General features: G+C 70.0%; 15 protein-coding genes. 2 read left to right on the forward strand and 13 right to left on the reverse strand.

The window, feature by feature from the left end; translation table 11 throughout:
* Positions 1-313 precede the first annotated feature (313 nt).
* Together fahA and OG373_RS17345 are read left to right on the forward strand one after the other, a co-directional pair.
* Positions 314-1537: a fumarylacetoacetase gene (fahA, locus tag OG373_RS17340; protein WP_397734829.1), complete on the forward strand. Its 1224-nt coding sequence runs from the start codon at positions 314-316 to the stop codon at positions 1535-1537.
* A 144-nt stretch (positions 1538-1681) separates the two neighbouring features.
* Positions 1682-2287, forward strand: coding sequence for a hypothetical protein (locus OG373_RS17345; protein WP_405439139.1), 606 nt, complete (start codon positions 1682-1684; stop codon positions 2285-2287).
* A 106-nt stretch (positions 2288-2393) separates the two neighbouring features.
* On the opposite strand, the gene nuoN is transcribed toward OG373_RS17345, so the two are convergent.
* Genes nuoN through OG373_RS17410 form a run of 13 tightly spaced genes read right to left on the reverse strand, consistent with a single transcriptional unit; the run spans position 2394 to position 17826 of the window.
* Positions 2394-4049, reverse strand: coding sequence for an NADH-quinone oxidoreductase subunit NuoN (gene nuoN, locus OG373_RS17350; RefSeq protein WP_405439140.1), 1656 nt, complete (start codon positions 4047-4049; stop codon positions 2394-2396).
* Positions 4046-5638 carry an NADH-quinone oxidoreductase subunit M gene (locus tag OG373_RS17355; RefSeq protein ID WP_405439141.1) on the reverse strand — a complete coding sequence of 531 codons (1593 nt, stop codon included), beginning with the start codon at positions 5636-5638 and terminating at the stop codon, positions 4046-4048. The genes nuoN and OG373_RS17355 overlap by 4 nt, the downstream gene beginning before the upstream one ends.
* A 1-nt stretch (position 5639) precedes the next feature.
* Positions 5640-7535 carry an NADH-quinone oxidoreductase subunit L gene (gene nuoL / locus OG373_RS17360; RefSeq protein ID WP_405439142.1) on the reverse strand — a complete coding sequence of 632 codons (1896 nt, stop codon included), beginning with the start codon at positions 7533-7535 and terminating at the stop codon, positions 5640-5642.
* 9 nt (positions 7536-7544) lie between these two features.
* Positions 7545-7844: an NADH-quinone oxidoreductase subunit NuoK gene (gene nuoK / locus OG373_RS17365; protein WP_052874835.1), complete on the reverse strand. Its 300-nt coding sequence runs from the start codon at positions 7842-7844 to the stop codon at positions 7545-7547.
* A complete protein-coding gene (locus OG373_RS17370) occupies positions 7841-8656 on the reverse strand; it encodes an NADH-quinone oxidoreductase subunit J (protein WP_405439143.1) in 816 nt (271 codons plus the stop codon). Before OG373_RS17370 ends, nuoK begins: the two co-directional genes overlap by 4 nt.
* Positions 8653-9249, reverse strand: coding sequence for an NADH-quinone oxidoreductase subunit NuoI (gene nuoI, locus OG373_RS17375; protein WP_189970750.1), 597 nt, complete (start codon positions 9247-9249; stop codon positions 8653-8655). The genes OG373_RS17370 and nuoI overlap by 4 nt, the downstream gene beginning before the upstream one ends.
* Positions 9250-9252: 3 nt before the next feature.
* A complete protein-coding gene (nuoH, locus tag OG373_RS17380; protein WP_405439144.1) occupies positions 9253-10605 on the reverse strand; it encodes an NADH-quinone oxidoreductase subunit NuoH in 1353 nt (450 codons plus the stop codon).
* Positions 10602-13106 (reverse strand): NADH-quinone oxidoreductase subunit G, encoded by a 2505-nt coding sequence (locus OG373_RS17385; protein ID WP_405439145.1) that lies wholly within the window; start codon positions 13104-13106, stop codon positions 10602-10604. Before OG373_RS17385 ends, nuoH begins: the two co-directional genes overlap by 4 nt.
* Positions 13103-14479 (reverse strand): NADH-quinone oxidoreductase subunit NuoF, encoded by a 1377-nt coding sequence (gene nuoF / locus OG373_RS17390; protein ID WP_030388358.1) that lies wholly within the window; start codon positions 14477-14479, stop codon positions 13103-13105. The genes OG373_RS17385 and nuoF overlap by 4 nt, the downstream gene beginning before the upstream one ends.
* Positions 14479-15234 carry an NADH-quinone oxidoreductase subunit NuoE gene (gene nuoE / locus OG373_RS17395; RefSeq protein ID WP_397734845.1) on the reverse strand — a complete coding sequence of 252 codons (756 nt, stop codon included), beginning with the start codon at positions 15232-15234 and terminating at the stop codon, positions 14479-14481. The genes nuoF and nuoE overlap by 1 nt, the downstream gene beginning before the upstream one ends.
* A complete protein-coding gene (locus OG373_RS17400) occupies positions 15231-16556 on the reverse strand; it encodes an NADH-quinone oxidoreductase subunit D (protein ID WP_405439146.1) in 1326 nt (441 codons plus the stop codon). The genes nuoE and OG373_RS17400 overlap by 4 nt, the downstream gene beginning before the upstream one ends.
* On the reverse strand, positions 16556-17275 hold the full coding sequence (locus OG373_RS17405) for an NADH-quinone oxidoreductase subunit C (protein ID WP_189970762.1): 720 nt from the start codon (positions 17273-17275) through the stop codon (positions 16556-16558). Before OG373_RS17405 ends, OG373_RS17400 begins: the two co-directional genes overlap by 1 nt.
* On the reverse strand, positions 17272-17826 hold the full coding sequence (locus tag OG373_RS17410; RefSeq protein WP_123079911.1) for an NADH-quinone oxidoreductase subunit B family protein: 555 nt from the start codon (positions 17824-17826) through the stop codon (positions 17272-17274). Before OG373_RS17410 ends, OG373_RS17405 begins: the two co-directional genes overlap by 4 nt.
* Between the last annotated feature and the right edge of the window lie 5 nt (positions 17827-17831).

Raw genomic sequence — 17831 nt, forward strand, 5'->3', positions numbered from 1 at the left:
ACAAGTCCTACAAATAGAACACGAATCTGGCCTCCCGCACGTCCCATCCGTCACTTTGACGCGCTCCTGCGTCGAGCGGGGCAGGGACAGGGCAAGGAAGTACACAACCCCGACCGTAGAGCCCTCGATCGGCCGCACGTACCAAAAGATCAGATATGACCGGAACTGTGGATACCTGACCACGAGCGTCGTCCCGCGGTGTGTTTCATCTCCGCCCGGGTACCCGCGCTTTCCCGCGGGATCCTGAGTAGCGTGTCCCGCACCGTGTCTACCGGGACACCCCCGGACCGCGTCGAAAGCGAGGCAGTACCCCATGCCCCAGCAGAGCCCCCTCGATGTCCCCGAGGGCGACCCGTTCGGGCCGCACAACCTCCCCTACGGCGTCTTCTCGACCGCCGCGGACGACCGACGGCGGGTCGGCGTACGCATCGGCGGATTCGTCCTCGACGCGGGGGCGGCCGCGGCCGCGCTCGGCTCTCCGTTCGCGGACCTGCTCGGCCGGTCCTCCCTCAACCCGCTCCTGGGCGCCGGCCACACCGCCTGGCGCGACGTGCGCCGCGCGCTGACCGCCTGGGTCACCGACCCCGGCCACCGCCCCACCGTCGAGCCGCACCTGGTGCCGCTCGACGAGGTCACCCTGCACCTGCCGTACGAGGTCGCCGACTACGTCGACTTCTACGCGAGCGAGCACCACGCCACCAACGTCGGGAAGATGTTCCGCCCGGACGGCGACGCGCTGACCCCCAACTGGAAGCACCTGCCGATCGGTTACCACGGCCGCTCCGGCACGATCGTGGTCTCCGGCACCGACGTCGTGCGCCCCAGCGGCCAGCGCAAGGCGCCCACCGACCCGGCGCCGGTCTTCGGCCCGTCGGTCAAGCTCGACATCGAGGCCGAGGTCGGCTTCGTCGTCGGCACCCCCTCCGAGCTGGGCCGGCCGGTGGCGCTGGGCGACTTCGAGGAGCACGTCTTCGGTCTGTTCCTCCTCAACGACTGGTCGGCGCGCGACATCCAGGCCTGGGAGTACGTGCCGCTCGGCCCCTTCCTCGGCAAGTCCTTCGCCACCTCCGTCTCCGCCTGGGTCACCCCGCTGGAGGCCCTCGACGCGGCCCGGGTCGCTCCGCCCGCCCGCGACTTCCCGCTCCAGCCCTACCTGGACGACACGGACCTCGACCGCCCCGGCGGCTTCGACCTGCGCATCACCGTCTCCATCAACGGGCAGGAGGTGGCGCAGCCGCCCTTCGCCACCATGTACTGGACGGCCGCCCAGCAGCTCGCCCACATGACCGTCAACGGCGCCTCCCTGCGCACCGGCGACGTCTTCGGTTCCGGCACCGTCAGCGGTCCCGAGGTCGGCCAGCGCGGCTCGCTGCTGGAGCTCACCTGGAACGGCCGCGACGCCATCGAGCTCACCGACGGCAAGCGCACCTTCCTGGAGGACGGGGACACCGTCACCCTCACCGCCTGGGCCCCGGGCCCGGACGGCACCCGCGTCGGCCTCGGCGAGGTCGTCGGGCGCATCGCGGGTTCGCGCTAGTCCGGCGTACGCCGGGCAGGTGGGGGACCCACGGCCCCGTTCGGAGGCGCGCCGCGTGCGGCCGGCGGGCGGGGCCGGGATGGTGGACGGACGAATGGAAGCGGGAACCCGTACCCCGTACCCCCACCGCGAGGAGCCGCCGCCATGTCCGTACGCAGCCTGAAGTCCGTCGTCACCTGCGCGGCCGCCGTGTCGCTCGGTCTGGCCGCCGTGGCCCCGGCGCACGGGGTCGAGGGGCCGGCCCCCGATCCGCGCGACGCGAAGGCCATGAGGGACATGGCGACGGCGATCGCGGTGACGGCCAAGTACGCGGACGAGCGGGAGGCCCTCAAGGACGGGTACGTCCCCCACGGCCAGGAATGCATGACCAACCCGTTCGGGGTGGGCGCCATGGGCTACCACTACGTGAAGCAGGCCAACTGGGGTTCCAAGGACCCCGCCAGGCCGACCGCGCTCCTGTACAGCAAGGAGAAGGACCGCAACGGCCGTCGCAAGCTCCAGACCGTGGAGTGGATGTCCACCGACCGGGACCAGGACCTGAAGACCGCCGACGACCGTCCGATCATGTTCGGGCTGCCCTTCGACGGCCCGATGCCGGGCCACTGGGCGGGCATGCCCAAGCACTACGACCTGCACATGTGGGCGTACAAGGAGAACCCGGCGGGCCGATTCCACAACTGGAACCCGGCGCTGACCTGCCCCCGGAAGAGCCCGGCCCCGGGGGGCGCCGGGCACGCGCACGGCCACTAGGCCGTCTCTTCCGGATCTTGCCGTTCCGCGGCGCCCGGCACCGCACACGCGACGGGGCCCGGCTCCCCCGAAGGGGGGCCGGGCCCCGTCCCGTACGACGAACCGGTCAGCGGACGAAGGTGCTCGCCTGCCCCGCGAGCTCCAGGAAGTACTGCGGGGCGAGGCCCAGGGCCAGGGTGACGGCGACGCCCACCGCGATGGTGGTCATCGTCAGCGGCGAGGGAACGGCCACCGTCGGTCCGTCGGCCTTCGGCTCGCTGAAGAACATCAGGACGATCACCCGGATGTAGAAGAACGCGGCGATCGCGGAGGAGAGGACACCGACCACGACCAGCACCCCGGCGCCGCTCTCCGCCGCCGCCTTGAACACGGCGAACTTACCGGTGAAGCCCGAGGTCAGCGGGATACCCGCGAAGGCCAGCAGGAACACCGCGAAGACGGCCGCCGTCAGCGGCGAACGCCGCCCGAGCCCCGCCCACTTCGACAGGTGGGTGGCCTCGCCGCCCGCGTCGCGCACCAGCGTGACCACCGCGAAGGCGCCGATCGTCACGAAGGAGTACGCGCCCAGGTAGAAGAGGACGGACTGGACGCCCTGCGCCGAGGTCGCGATCACACCGGCCAGGATGAAGCCCGCGTGCGCGATCGAGGAGTAGGCCAGCAGCCGCTTGACGTCCGTCTGGGTCACGGCGATCACCGCGCCCGCGAGCATCGTGACGATGGCCACCGCCCACATCACCGGACGCCAGTCCCACCGCAGCCCCGGCAGCACCACGTAGAGCAGTCGCAGGAGGGCGCCGAACGCGGCCACCTTCGTCGCCGCCGCCATGAAGCCGGTGATCGGGGTCGGGGCGCCCTGGTAGACGTCCGGGGTCCACATGTGGAAGGGGACCGCGCCGACCTTGAAGAGCAGGCCCGTCATGATCAGCGCGCCGCCCATCAGCAGCAGCGCGTCATTGCCCATGGTGGAGGCCAGCGCCGGGTCGATGTTCGCGACCGTGCCGTCGACCACGTCGGCGATCACCGCGTACGAGACCGAACCCGCGTACCCGTAGAGCAGCGCGATGCCGAAGAGGAGGAAGGCGGAGGAGAAGGCACCCAGCAGGAAGTACTTCACCGCGGCCTCCTGCGACATCAGCCGCTGGCGGCGGGCGAGGGCGCAGAGCAGGTAGAGCGGGAGGGAGAACACCTCAAGGGCGATGAACAGCGTCAGCAGGTCGTTGGCCGCCGGGAAGATCAGCATGCCGGCGATCGCGAACAGGGCCAGCGGGAAGACCTCGGTGGTGGTGAAGCCGGCCTTGACGGCGGCCTTCTCGCTGTCGCTGCCCGGTACGGACGCCGCCTGCGCGGCGAAGGAGTCCACCCGCTTGCCGTGCGCCGCGGGGTCCAGCCGGCGCTCGGCGAAGGTGAAGACCGCCACGATCGAGGCCAGCAGGATGGTGCCCTGGAGGAACAGCGCCGGGCCGTCGACGGCGATGGCGCCCATCGCGGCGATGTGGGCCTTGCCCGAGGCGTACCCGCCGGCCGCGAGGCCGACGACCGCGGCGAAGGCCGAGGCCAGTGCGGCGACGGTGAGGAACACCTGCACGTAGTAACGGGACTTGCGGGGCACGAAGGCCTCGATCAGGATCCCGAGCACCGCCGCGCCCACCACGATCAGCGTGGGCGCGAGCTGTGCGTATTCGATGGTCGGTGCCGGGATCCGGTCGGCCGGTGCCTCGGCCGCCAGTGTCCACAGGCTGTGGGCGGAAGTCAGTGTGCTCACTTCGCCGCCTCCCCGTTCTTGGCTTCGACGTCGACCTCGGGCTGCGGGTCCGTCTGCTTCACGTCCGACATGGTGTGCTCCACCGCCGGGTTGACGATGTCGGTGAGCACCTTCGGGTAGACGCCCAGCCCGATCAGCAGGGCGATCAGCGGGGCGACCACCAGGACCTCCCGCAGGCGCAGGTCCGGCATGGTGCGGACCTCCTCCTTCACGGGGCCGGTCATCGTGCGCTGGTAGAGCACCAGCGTGTAGAGCGCGGCCAGCACGATGCCGGTGGTGGCGATGATCCCGACGACCGGGTACCGGGCGAACGTGCCGACCAGGACCAGGAACTCACTGACGAAGGGCGCGAGGCCCGGCAGCGAGAGGGTGGCGAGGCCGCCGATCAGGAAGGTGCCGGCGAGGACCGGGGCCACCTTCTGGACGCCGCCGTAGTCGGCGATGAGCCGCGAGCCGCGCCGCGAGATCAGGAAGCCGGCCACCAGCATCAGCGCCGCCGTCGACAGGCCGTGGTTGACCATGTAGAGGGTGGCGCCGGACTGGCCCTGGGAGGTCATCGCGAAGATGCCCAGGATGATGAAGCCGAAGTGCGAGATCGAGGCGTAGGCGACCAGCCGCTTGATGTCCCGCTGCCCGACGGCGACCAGCGCGCCGTAGACGATGCTGATCAGGGCGAGGACGAGGATCACCGGCGTGGCCCACTTGCTGGCGTCGGGGAAGAGCCCGAGGCAGAAGCGGAGCATCGCGAAGGTGCCGACCTTGTCGACGACCGCGGTGATCAGTACGGCGACCGGGGCGGTGGACTCGCCCATCGCGTTCGGCAGCCAGGTGTGCAGCGGCCACAGCGGGGCCTTCACCGCGAAGGCGAAGAAGAAACCGAGGAACAGCAGCCGCTCGGTGTTGGTCGACATGTCGAGCGTGCCCGCGGCGCGGGCGGCGGTGATCTCCTGGAGCGAGAAGTTCCCGGCGACCACGTAGAGGCCGATGACGGCCGCCAGCATGATCAGACCGCCGACCAGGTTGTAGAGGAGGAACTTGACCGCAGCGTACGAGCGCTGCGTGGCCGCATTCTCCTCGGAGCCGCCGTGGGCCCGGTCACCGAAGCCGCCGATGAGGAAGTACATCGGGATGAGCATGGCTTCGAAGAAGATGTAGAAGAGGAAGACGTCGGTGGCCTCGAAGGAGATGATCACCATTGCCTCGACCAGCAGGATCAGGGCGAAGAAGCCCTGGGTCGGCCGCCACCGGGTGGACTTGGTCTCCAGGGGGTCGGCGTCGTGCCAGCCGGCCGCGATCACGAAGGGGATCAGCAGCGCGGTGAGCCCGATGAGCACCACCCCGATCCCGTCCACGCCCAGCTCGTAGCGGACGCCGAAGTCGGCGATCCACGGCCTGGATTCGGTGAGCTGGTAGCGGTCGCCGCTCGGGTCGAAGCGGACCGCGACGAGCACGGCCAGGGCCAGTGTCGCCAGCGAGAAGAGCAGCGCGAGCCACTTGGCCGCGGTCCTGCGGGCGGCCGGGACGGCCGCTGTCAGGATCGCGCCGACCGCGGGGACCGCGGCCGTCACCGTCAGAAGGGGGAAGTTCATTTCACACCGCCCTCATCAGCAGGGTCGCGGCGATCAGAACCACCGTGCCCCCGAACATCGAGACCGCGTAGCTGCGGGCGTAGCCGTTCTGCAGCTTGCGCAGGCGGCCCGAGAGCCCGCCGACCGAGGCGGCCGTCCCGTTGACCACCCCGTCGACCACGCTGTGGTCGAGGTATACGAGCGAGCGGGTCAGGTGCTCCCCGCCGCGCACCAGCACGACGTGGTTGAAGTCGTCCTGGTAGAGGTCCTTGCGGGCCGCCCGGGTGAGGAGCGAGCCGCGCGGGGCGACGACCGGGACGGGCTTTCGTCCGTACATGGTCCAGGCGATGGCGACGCCGATGACGAGGACCACCATGGTGGCCGCGGTGACCGTCATGGCGCTGACCGGCGGGTTGCCGTGCTCATAACCGGTGACGGGCTCCAGCCACTTCAGGAAGCGCTCGCCGATCTCGAAGAAGGCGCCGGCGAAGACCGACCCGAGGGCCAGGATCACCATCGGGACGGTCATCGACTTCGGGGACTCGTGCGGGTGCGGCAACTCGCCCTCGGGGTCCGGCTGCCAGCGCTTCTCGCCGAAGAAGGTGAGGAGCATGACGCGGGTCATGTAGAAGGCGGTGATGCCGGCGCCCAGCAGGGTCACGCCGCCCAGGATCCAGCCCTCGGTGCCGCCCTTCGCGAAGGCCGCCTCGATGATCATGTCCTTGGAGAAGAAGCCCGACAGGCCCGGGAAGCCGATGATGGCCAGGTACCCGAGTCCGAAGGTCATGTAGGTGACCGGCATGTACTTCCGCAGGCCGCCGTACTTGCGCATGTCGACCTCGTCGTTCATCCCGTGCATCACGGAACCGGCGCCGAGGAAGAGGCCCGCCTTGAAGAAGCCGTGCGTCACGAGGTGCATGATCGCGAAGACGTAGCCGATCGGGCCGAGGCCCGCGGCGAGGATCATGTAGCCGATCTGCGACATCGTCGAGCCCGCCAGGGCCTTCTTGATGTCGTCCTTCGCGCAACCGACGATCGCACCGAAGAGGAGCGTGACCGCGCCGACGACGGTGACCACCAGCTGTGCGTCCGGCGCCCCGTTGAAGACGGCGGCGGAGCGGACGATCAGGTACACGCCCGCCGTCACCATGGTGGCCGCGTGGATCAGGGCCGAGACCGGGGTCGGGCCCTCCATCGCGTCCCCGAGCCAGGACTGCAGCGGGACCTGCGCGGACTTGCCGCAGGCGGCCAGCAGCAGCATCAGGCCGATCGCCGTCAGCGTGCCCTCGGAGGTCTCGCCCACCGACGCGAACACCGGCTCGAAGGCGAAGGTCCCGAAGGTGGTGAACATCAGCATGATCGCGATCGACAGGCCGATGTCGCCGACGCGGTTGACCAGGAAGGCCTTCTTGGCGGCGGTGGCCGCGCTGGGCTTGTGCTGCCAGAAACCGATCAGGAGGTACGAGGCGAGGCCCACGCCCTCCCAGCCGAAGTACAGCAGCAGGTAGTTGTCGGCGAGGACCAGCAGGAGCATCGCCGCGACGAACAGGTTCAGGTAGCCGAAGAAGCGGCGGCGGCGCTCGTCGTGCTCCATGTACCCGATCGAGTACACGTGGATGAGCGTGCCCACCCCGGAGATCAGCAGGACGAAGGTCATCGACAGCTGGTCCAGCTGGAAGGCCATGTCCGCCTGGAAGCCCTCGACGGGGATCCAGGTGTACAGGTTCTGGGTCAGGGTCCGGTCATCGGCCGTGCGCCCCAGCATGTCGGCGAACAGTGCGACGCCGATCCCGAAGGAGACGGCCGCGAGCAGGGTGCCGATCCAGTGACCGACCTTGTCGAGGCGCCGGCCGCCGCACAGCAGCACCACCGCTCCGAGCAGGGGCGCTGCCACCAGCAGCGCAATCAGGTTCTCCACAGCGACCCCTTACAGCTTCATCAGGCTGGCGTCGTCGACCGAGGCCGAGTGGCGGGTACGGAACAGCGACACGATGATCGCCAGGCCGACCACGACCTCCGCGGCGGCGACGACCATCGTGAAGAACGCGATGATCTGGCCGTCGAGGTTGCCGTGCATCCGGGAGAACGCGACGAAGGCGAGGTTGCAGGCGTTGAGCATCAGCTCGACGCACATGAACAGCACGATCGCGTTCTTGCGGATCAGGACCCCGACGCCACCGATCGTGAACAGCAGGGCCGCCAGGTACAGGTAGTTGACCGGATTCACTTCGAGGCCTCCTCACGGCCGAGGCGCTCCGACGAGGCCTGCTCGAGTGCCTTGAGGTCGTCGAGCGCCTGGCTGGAGACGTCCCGGATCTGGCCGCGGGCACGCAGCGTCCGGTTGACGGTCAGCTCGGACGGGGTGCCGTCCGGCAGCAGACCGGCGACGTCCACCGCGTTGTGCCGGGCATAGACGCCGGGCGCGGGCAGCGGCGGGAGCTGGACGCCCTCGCGGACCCGCTTCTCGGCGAGCTCGCGCTGGGTGGCGGCCCGTTCGGTGCGCTCGCGGTGGGTGAGCACCATCGCGCCGACGGCCGCGGTGATCAGCAGCGCGCCGGTGATCTCGAAGGCGAAGACGTACTTGGTGAAGATCAGCTGCGCCAGGCCCTCGATGTGCCCGGCCGAGTTGACCCGGCCGAGCCCGTTGAAGTGGGTGAGCCCGGCGTTGGCGATGCCGCCGATCAGCAGGATGCCGAAGCCGAGCCCGCACAGGGCGGCCAGCCAGCGCTGTCCCTTGATGGTCTCCTTCAGGGAGTCCGCGGCGGTGACGCCGACGAGCATGACCACGAAGAGGAAGAGCATCATGATCGCGCCGGTGTAGACGATGACCTGGACGACGCCCAGGAAGTACGCCCCGTTGGCGAGGTAGAAGACGGCCAGGATGATCATCGTCCCGGCCAGGCTGAGGGCGCTGTGGACGGCCTTCTTCATCAGGATCGTGGCCAGAGCGCCGATGACGGCGACCGTGCCGAGGACCCAGAACTGGATCGCCTCGCCCGTGGAGGTCATGGAGGACACGGAGGCGGCCATGGCGCTCATGCGTCCACCTCCTCGGACTTCCCGTTCTCCGGGGCGACTTCGCCCTTGGAGACGGCGACCTGCCGGACCGTGCCCGGGGCCGCCCCGGTCACCAGTCCGCGGTAGTAGTCCGTGTCGTCCGCGCCGGGGAAGATCGAGTGCGGCGCCTCGACCATGCCCTCGGTCAGACCCGAGAGCAGCTGCTCCTTGGTGTAGATGAGCGATTCGCGGCTGGAGTCGGCCAGTTCGAACTCGTTCGTCATGGTGAGCGCCCTGGTCGGGCACGCCTCCACGCACAGCCCGCACAGGATGCAGCGGGCGTAGTTGATCTGGTAGACGGCGCCGTACCGCTCACCCGGGGAGTAGCGCTCCTCCTCGGTGTTGTCCGCGCCCTCCACATAGATCGCGTCGGCGGGACAGGCCCAGGCACACAGCTCGCACCCGATGCACTTCTCCAGACCGTCGGGGTGCCGGTTGAGCTGATGCCTGCCGTGGAAGCGCGGTGCGGTCGTCTTCTGCTGCTCCGGGTACTGCTCGGTGAGGCGCTTCTTGAACATGGCCTTGAAGGTCACGCCGAAGCCCGCCACCGGGTTCTGCCACTTCTCGTCGGACATCTCTCAAGCCTCCTCTCGGTCACTGTCAGTATTCGTGCCGCCACTGACAATCAGCTCCCGCTCGGTGCGGGACCGCCTGCGCGGTACGGGTGCCAGGTGCTGGCCGGGCTTGGGCGGTACGGGGAATCCGCCCGCCAGCGGGTCGAAGGGCTCGGCGTCGTGCACGGCCTCCGCGGCCGCCGCCTTCTCCCGCTTGTCGCGGAAGACGTCCGCGACGAAGGAGAGGAGCAGGATCGCCACGACGGCGCCGCCGACGTAGAGGACGATCTCGCTGAAGTCGTACGCCTCGTTGCGCAGCGCCCGGACGGTGGCCACCAGCATCAGCCAGACCACCGAGACCGGGATCAGTACCTTCCAGCCGAGCTTCATCAGCTGGTCGTAGCGCACGCGGGGCAGCGTGCCGCGCAGCCAGATGAAGAAGAACAGCAGCAGCTGCACCTTGAGGACGAACCAGAGCATCGGCCACCAGCCGTGGTTCGCGCCCTCCCAGAAGGAGCTGATCGGGTACGGGGCCCGCCAGCCGCCCAGGAAGAGGGTGACCGAGACCGCCGAGACGGTGACCATGTTGACGTACTCCGCCAGCATGAACAGCGCGAACTTGATGGACGAGTACTCGGTGTTGAAGCCGCCGACCAGGTCGCCCTCGGACTCCGGCATGTCGAAGGGGGCGCGGTTCGTCTCGCCGACCATCGTGATGACGTAGATGATGAAGGACACCGGCAGCAGCACGATGAACCAGCGGTCCGCCTGGGCCTCCACGATCGCCGAGGTCGACATCGACCCGGAGTAGAGGAAGACCGAGGCGAAGGCCGCGCCCATCGCGATCTCGTAGGAGATCATCTGCGCGCAGGAGCGCAGGCCGCCGAGGAGCGGGTAGGTCGAGCCGGAGGACCAGCCGGCCAGCACGATGCCGTAGATGCCGACCGAGGCCACCGCGAGGATGTAGAGCATCGCGATGGGCAGGTCGGTCAGCTGCATCGTGGTGCGCTGGCCGAAGATGGAGACCTCGTCGCCGGGCGGCCCGAAGGGGATCACCGCGATGGCCATGAAGGCCGGGATCGCCGCGATGATCGGGGCCAGGACGTAGATGACCTTGTCGGCCCGCTTGACGATCAGGTCTTCCTTGAGCATCAGCTTCACGCCGTCGGCGAGCGACTGGAGCATGCCCCAGGGGCCGTGCCGGTTCGGGCCGATGCGCAGCTGCATCCAGGCGACGACCTTGCGCTCCCACACGATGGAGAAGAGCACCGTCACCATCAGGAAGGCGAAGCAGAAGACCGCCTTGAGGAGGACGAGCCACCAGACGTCCCGGCCGAACAGGGACAGGTCCTCGGCAGCGAGTTGAACGGTGTTCACGCGCCCACCTCCGCAGTGGTGTCGCCTGCGCCGGCCGGGGTCGCCGGGCCGATGCGTACGAGGGTGCCCGGGCGGGCGCCGGCGTCGGCGAGGACGCCGGAGCCGGTGGAGTTCAGCGGGAGCCAGACCACGCGGTCGGGCATCTCGGTGATCCGGAGCGGGAGTTCCACGGAGCCGGCCGGGCCGGTGACCGCGAGGACGTCGCCGTCCTTGACGCCGGTCTCGGCGGCCGTGGCGGCCGAGAGCCGGGCACTCGCCTCGTGCCGGGTGCCGGCCAGGGCGTCGTCGCCCTCCTGGAGCCGGCCGAGGTCGAGGAGCAGCCGGTGGCCCGCGAGGACCGCCTCGCCGGTGCCCGGGCGGGGCAGCGGCACGGTGTCCGCGCTCTGCCCGGCGGCCCGCTCCCCGGCCCACGGGCCGAGCCGGTCCAGCTCCCGGCGTACGGCGTGTACGTCGGGCAGCGCGATCGGCCGGTCGGCCGCGTCGGCCAGCATGTGCAGCACGCGGGCGTCGGCCGGGGCGAGCCGGCGGGTCATCTGGTCGGGCTTGAGCGCGGCCTCGAACGGCCGGACCCGGCCCTCCCAGTTGATGAAGGCGCCGGCCTTCTCGGCCACCGCGGCGACCGGGAGGACCACGTCCGCGTGGTCGGTGACCTCGCTCGGCCGCAGTTCCAGGGAGACCACGAAGGCCTCCTGCAGGGCGGTCCGCGCGCGGGCCGGGTCCGGCAGGTCGGCGACCTCGACGCCTGCGATCAGCAGGGCGGAGAGCTCCCGGGTCGCCGCGGCCTCGATGATCTGGCCGGTGTCGCGGCCGTAGCGGTGCGGGAGTTCGTCCAGGCCCCAGGCGGTGGCGACCTCGTCGCGGGCCCGCGGGTCGGTGGCCGGACGGCCGCCCGGCAGCAGGGACGGCAGCGCGCCCGCCTCGACGGCGGCCCGCTCACCGGCCCGGCGCGGGATCCACACCAGGGTGGCTCCGGTGACCCCGGCGGCCCGTACGGCGGCGGTCAGCGCGCCCGGCACTCCGGCGAGGCGCTCTCCGACGAGGATGACCGAGCCGGGCAGGCGCAGCGCCTCGGCGGCTTCTGCGCCCCCGGTCTCCAGTCCGGTCCGGGAGGCCAGCGCGTCGAGCCACTCGGGCTCGGTGCCGGGGGCGGCGGCCAGCAGGGTGCCGCCGGTCCTGTCCAGGCCGCGGGTGGCGAAGGGGGCGACGGAGAAGGTCCGCTGCTTGTGCTTGCGGTGGGCCTTGCGCAGCCGCAGGAAGACGCCGGGGGCCTCCTCCTCCGCCTCGATGCCGACGAGCAGCACCGCGGGGGCCGCCTCCAGGGCGGTGTACGAGAGCCACTTGCCGCCGAGGTCGACCCCGTACCCGGCGACCTCCGAGGCCAGGAACTCGGCCTCCTCGGCGCTGTGCACCCGGGCCCGGAAGTCGATGTCGTTGGTGTCGAGCACCACCCGGGCGAACTTGGCGTACGCGTAGGCGTCCTCGACGGGGAGCCGGCCGCCGGTCAGCACCCCGGCCCGGCCGCGCGCTGCGGCGAGTCCGTTCGCCGCGGCCTCCAGGGCCTCGGGCCAGCTCGCGGGCTCCAGCTGCCCGGCGGCATTGCGCACCAGCGGGGTGGTCAGCCGGTCCGGGCGCTGCGCGTAGCGGAACCCGAAGCGGCCCTTGTCGCAGATCCACTCCTCGTTGACCTCGGGGTCCTCGGCGGCGAGCCGGCGCAGCACCTTGCCGCGGCGGTGGTCGGTGCGGGTCGCGCAGCCGCCCGCGCAGTGCTCGCACACGCTCGGGGAGGAGACGAGGTCGAAGGGGCGGGAGCGGAACCGGTAGGCGGCCGAGGTGAGGGCGCCGACCGGGCAGATCTGGATGGTGTTGCCGGAGAAGTACGACTCGAAGGGGTCGCCCTCGCCGGTGCCGACCTGCTGGAGCGCGCCGCGTTCCAGCAGCTCGATCATCGGGTCGCCGGCGATCTCGTTGGAGAAGCGGGTGCAGCGCGCGCACAGCACGCACCGCTCGCGGTCCAGCAGCACCTGGGTGGAGATCGGGACCGGCTTCTCGTAGGTGCGCTTCTTGCCCTCGAACCGGGATTCGGCGTTGCCGTGCGACATCGCCTGGTTCTGCAGCGGGCACTCGCCGCCCTTGTCGCAGACCGGGCAGTCCAGCGGGTGGTTGATGAGCAGCAGCTCCATCACACCGCGCTGGGCCTTGTCGGCGACCTCGGAGGTCAGCTGGGTCTTGACGACCATGCCGTCGGTGCAGGTGATGGTGCAGGAGGCCATCGGCTTGCGCTGGCCCTCGACCTCGACGATGCACTGGCGGCAGGCGCCGGCCGGCGAGAGCAGGGGGTGGTCGCAGAACCGGGGGATCTCGATGCCGAGCTGTTCGGCGGCGCGGATGACGAGGGTGCCCTTGGGCACCGACAGTTCGACCCCGTCGATGGTCAGCGAGACGGTGTTCTCCGGTGGAACCGCCGCTCCGCCCCCGGAGGCCGCTGGAGTGGTGACGGTCATGCGTTCACCTCCGTGTCGGCCCAGAGGGTCGACTTCCTGGGGTCGAAGGGGCAGCCCTTGCCCGTGATGTGCTGCTCGTACTCCTCGCGGAAGTACTTGAGCGAGGAGAAGATCGGGCTGGCCGCGCCGTCGCCGAGCGCGCAGAAGGACTTGCCGTTGATGTTGTCGGCGATGTCGTTCAGCTTGTCGAGGTCGGACATGACGCCCTTGCCGGCCTCGATGTCGCGCAGCAACTGGACCAGCCAGTAGGTGCCTTCACGGCACGGCGTGCACTTGCCGCAGGACTCGTGGGCGTAGAACTCGGTCCACCGGGTGACGGCCCGCACCACGCAGGTCGTCTCGTCGAAGCACTGGAGGGCCTTCGTGCCGAGCATCGAGCCGGCGGCGCCCACCCCCTCGTAGTCCAGCGGGACGTCGAGGTGCTCGTCGGTGAACATCGGGGTGGAGGAGCCGCCCGGGGTCCAGAACTTCAACCGGTGCCCGGGGCGCATGCCGCCGCTCATGTCGAGAAGCTGGCGCAGGGTGATGCCCAGCGGGGCCTCGTACTGGCCGGGTCCGACGACGTGCCCGGAGAGCGAGTACAGCGTGAAGCCGGGGGACTTCTCGGTCCCCATCGACTTGAACCAGTCCTTGCCCTTGTTCAGGATCGCGGGAACCGAGGCGATGGACTCCACGTTGTTCACGACAGTGGGGCAGGCGTAGAGCCCCTCGACCGCGGGGAAGGGGGGACGCAGCCGGGGCTGACCGCGTCGGCCTTCGAGGGAGTCGAGCAGCGCCGTCTCCTCGCCGCAGATGTACGCGCCCGCGCCCGCGTGCACCGTGATGTCGAGGTTGCGCCCGGTGCCGTCGATGTCCTTGCCGAGATATCCGGCCGCGTACGCCTCGCGCACGGCCTCGTGCAGGCGCCGCAGGACGGGCACCGTCTCGCCGCGCAGGTAGATGAAGGCGTGCTCCGAGCGGATCGCGTAGCAGGCGATGATCATTCCCTCGATGAGGGAGTGCGGGTTGGCGAAGAGGAGGGGGATGTCCTTGCAGGTTCCCGGCTCCGACTCGTCCGCGTTCACGACGAGGTAGTGCGGCTTTCCGTCGCCCTGCGGGATGAACTGCCACTTCATTCCGGTGGGGAAGCCCGCGCCGCCGCGGCCGCGCAGACCCGAGTCCTTGACGTACGCGATGAGGTCGTCCGGGGTCATGGCGAGCGCCTTGCGCAGGCCCTCGTACCCCTCGTGACGCCGGTAGGTCTCCAGCGTCCACGACCGCGGCTCGTCCCAGAAGGAGGACAGCACGGGGGCGAGGAGCTTCTCCGGGCTCGTCCCGCCCCCGGCCTCCGGCCGGGAGGTACCCCCGTTGCTCAGCTCGGAAGACACGGACATCACTCCCCTCCCTCGGTGGTGGCCTCGCCACGCGGGTGGACGATCGAGGTGTGCGCGGACTCGCCGCGCGCGATGCGCAGCCCGATCAGGGAGGCGGGTCCGGCACCGCCGGTCGCCTCGACCGCGCCCTCCCGCTCGTCCGGGAAGCCGGCCAGGATCCGGGCGGTGTCCTTGTACGTGCACAGCGGCGCGCCCCGGGTCGGGGAGACCTCGCGGCCGGCCAGCAGGTCGTCGACCATGGCCTTGGCGGATTCGGGGGTCTGGTTGTCGAAGAACTCCCAGTTGACCATCACCACGGGGGCGTAGTCGCAGGCCGCGTTGCACTCGATGTGTTCGAGGGTGACCTTGCCGTCGGGGGTGGTCTCGTTGTTGCCGACCCCGAGGTGCTCCTTGAGCTCCTCGAAGATGGCGTCGCCGCCCATCACCGCGCACAGGGTGTTCGTACAGACACCGACCTGGTAGTCGCCGGAGGGCTTCCGCCGGTACATCGTGTAGAAGGTCGCCACCGCCGTGACCTCGGCGGTGGTCAGGCCCAGCACCTCCGCGCAGAAGCGGATGCCGGTGCGCGAGACGTACCCCTCCTGCGACTGGGTCAGGTGCAGCAGCGGCAGCAGTGCGGAGCGGCTGTCGGGGTAGCGGGCGATGACCTCCCGGGCGTCGGCTTCGAGGCGCTCGCGTACCTCCGCCGGAAAGTCGGGGGCCGGCAGCTGGGGCATGCCCAGCGAGACCCCTTGGTTCGAAGGACTGGCGGTCATCGGTCGACGCCTCCCATCACGGGGTCGATGGAGGCGACGGCGACGATGACGTCGGCGACCTGGCCGCCCTCGCACATCGCGGCCATGGCCTGCAGGTTGGTGAAGGACGGGTCGCGGAAGTGGACCCGGTAGGGGCGGGTGCCGCCGTCGGAGACCACGTGGACGCCGAGCTCGCCCTTGGGGGACTCGACGGCCGCGTACGCCTGGCCGGCCGGTACCCGGAAGCCCTCGGTCACCAGCTTGAAGTGGTGGATGAGGGCCTCCATGGAGGTGCCCATGATGTTCCTGATGTGGTCGAGCGAGTTGCCGAGGCCGTCCGGGCCCATCGCCAGCTGTGCCGGCCAGGCGATCTTCTTGTCGGCGACCATCACCGGTCCCGGCTCCAGGCGCTCCAGGCACTGCTCGACGATCCGCAGCGACTGGCGCATCTCCTCCAGGCGGATCAGGAACCGCCCGTAGGAGTCGCAGGTCTCCGTGGTCGGTACGTCGAACTCGTAGTTCTCGTAGCCGCAGTACGGGTCCGACTTGCGCAGGTCGTGCGGCAGACCGGCGGAGCGCAGGATCGGGCCGGTGGCGCCGAGCGCCATGCAGCCGGTGAGGTCGAGGTAGCCGACGTCCTGCATGCGGGCCTTGAAGATGGGGTTGCCGGTGGCGAGCTTGTCGTACTCCGGCAGGTTCTTCTTCATCGTCTTCACGAACTCGCGCAGCTGGTCGACGGCGCCCGGGGGCAGGTCCTGGGCGAGGCCGCCGGGGCGGACGAACGCGTGGTTCATGCGCAGTCCGGTGATCAGCTCGAAGATGTCGAGGATCAGCTCGCGGTCGCGGAAGCCGTAGATCATGATCGTGGTCGCGCCCAGCTCCATGCCGCCGGTGGCGATGCACACCAGGTGGGAGGAGAGCCGGTTGAGCTCCATCAGCAGGACGCGGACGACGGTGGCGCGGTCCGGGATCTGGTCGGTGATGCCGAGCAGCCTCTCGACGCCGAGGCAGTACGCCGTCTCGTTGAAGAACGGCGTCAGGTAGTCCATGCGCGTCACGAAGGTGGTGCCCTGCGTCCAGTTCCGGAATTCGAGGTTCTTCTCGATGCCGGTGTGCAGGTAGCCGATACCGCAGCGGGCCTCGGTGACCGTCTCGCCGTCGATCTCCAGGATCAGGCGCAGCACTCCGTGGGTGGACGGGTGCTGCGGACCCATGTTGACGACGATCCGCTCGTCGTCGGCCCTGGCTGCGGACTGGACGATCTCGTCCCAGTCGCCGCCGGTGACGGTGTAGACGGTGCCCTCGGTCGTCTCGCGAGCGGAGGCGTGGTTTGACGTGGACATCAGCTGTACGACCTCCGCTGGTCGGGAGCCGGGATCTGGGCGCCCTTGTACTCGACGGGGATGCCGCCGAGCGGGTAGTCCTTGCGCTGCGGGAAGCCCTGCCAGTCGTCCGGCATCATGATCCGGGTGAGGGCCGGGTGCCCGTCGAAGATCAGGCCGAAGAAGTCGTACGTCTCGCGCTCGTGCCAGTCGTTGGTCGGATAGACCGCGACGAGCGAGGGGACGTGCGGGTCGCTGTCCGGGACGGACACCTCCAGCCGCAGGATCCGGCCGTGCGTGAGCGAGCGCAGGTGGTAGACGGCGTGCAGCTCGCGGCCCTTGTCCCCGGGGAAGTGCACGCCGGAGACGCCGGTGCAGAGCTCGAAGCGCAGGGCCGGGTCGTCGCGCAGGACCTGCGCGACCCGGACGAGGTGCTCGCGGGCGATGTGGAAAGTGAGCTCGCCGCGGTCGACGACCGTCTTCTCGATCGCGTTCCCGGGGACCAGGTCCTGCTCCTCCAGGGCGCCTTCGAGCTCGTCGGCCACCTCGTCGAAGTAGGACCCGTACGGTCGGCTCGTCGCGCCGGGCATGGCCACGGTCCGCACCAGGCCGCCGTAGCCGCTGGTGTCCCCGCCGCCCTCGGCGCCGAACATGCCCTTGCGGACACCGATCACCTCGGGGCCCTGGGCGCGCGGCGCGGGGACGTTGCTGCCGTTCTCCGGCTCTTGGGTCTCGCTCACCGGAGCAGCCCCTTCATCTCGATGGTGGGGAGGGCCTTGAGGGCCGCCTCCTCCGCCTCACGGGCCGCCTCTTCCCGGTTCACGCCGAGCTTGGAGCCCTGGATCTTCTGGTGGAGCTTGAGGATCGCGTCCAACAGCATCTCGGGGCGGGGCGGGCAGCCGGGGAGATAGATGTCCACCGGGACGATGTGATCGACGCCCTGGACAATCGCGTAGTTATTGAACATTCCACCCGAGGATGCGCAAACACCCATGGAGATGACCCACTTGGGAGCGGGCATCTGGTCGTACACCTGCCGCAGCACCGGCGCCATCTTCTGGCTGACCCGCCCGGCCACGATCATCAGATCGGCCTGGCGCGGGGAGCCGCGGAAGACCTCCATGCCGAAGCGGGCCAGGTCGTACCGGCCCGCTCCGGTGGTCATCATCTCGATCGCGCAGCAGGCCAGGCCGAAGGTCGCCGGGAAGACGGACGACTTGCGCACCCACCCCGCGGCCTGTTCGACGGTGGTCAGCAGAAAGCCGCTCGGCAGCTTCTCTTCCAGTCCCATGGAAA

Origin of the sequence: Streptomyces avidinii (assembly GCF_045161815.1) — a bacterium.
GTDB classification, from domain to species: domain Bacteria; phylum Actinomycetota; class Actinomycetes; order Streptomycetales; family Streptomycetaceae; genus Streptomyces; species Streptomyces avidinii.

Bases quoted from the DNA above. Each gene is read 5' to 3' on its own strand.
- fahA (WP_397734829.1), top strand. From the start codon at position 314: ATGCCCCAGCAGAGCCCCCTCGATGTCCCCGAGGGCGACCCGTTCGGG.
- OG373_RS17345 (WP_405439139.1), top strand. From the start codon at position 1,682: ATGTCCGTACGCAGCCTGAAGTCCGTCGTCACCTGCGCGGCCGCCGTG.
- OG373_RS17355 (WP_405439141.1), bottom strand. From the start codon at position 5,638: ATGAACTTCCCCCTTCTGACGGTGACGGCCGCGGTCCCCGCGGTCGGC.
- OG373_RS17370 (WP_405439143.1), bottom strand. From the start codon at position 8,656: ATGAGCGCCATGGCCGCCTCCGTGTCCTCCATGACCTCCACGGGCGAG.
- nuoI (WP_189970750.1), bottom strand. From the start codon at position 9,249: ATGTCCGACGAGAAGTGGCAGAACCCGGTGGCGGGCTTCGGCGTGACC.
- OG373_RS17385 (WP_405439145.1), bottom strand. From the start codon at position 13,106: ATGACCGTCACCACTCCAGCGGCCTCCGGGGGCGGAGCGGCGGTTCCA.
- nuoF (WP_030388358.1), bottom strand. From the start codon at position 14,479: ATGTCCGTGTCTTCCGAGCTGAGCAACGGGGGTACCTCCCGGCCGGAG.
- nuoE (WP_397734845.1), bottom strand. From the start codon at position 15,234: ATGACCGCCAGTCCTTCGAACCAAGGGGTCTCGCTGGGCATGCCCCAG.
- OG373_RS17400 (WP_405439146.1), bottom strand. From the start codon at position 16,556: ATGTCCACGTCAAACCACGCCTCCGCTCGCGAGACGACCGAGGGCACC.
- OG373_RS17410 (WP_123079911.1), bottom strand. From the start codon at position 17,826: ATGGGACTGGAAGAGAAGCTGCCGAGCGGCTTTCTGCTGACCACCGTC.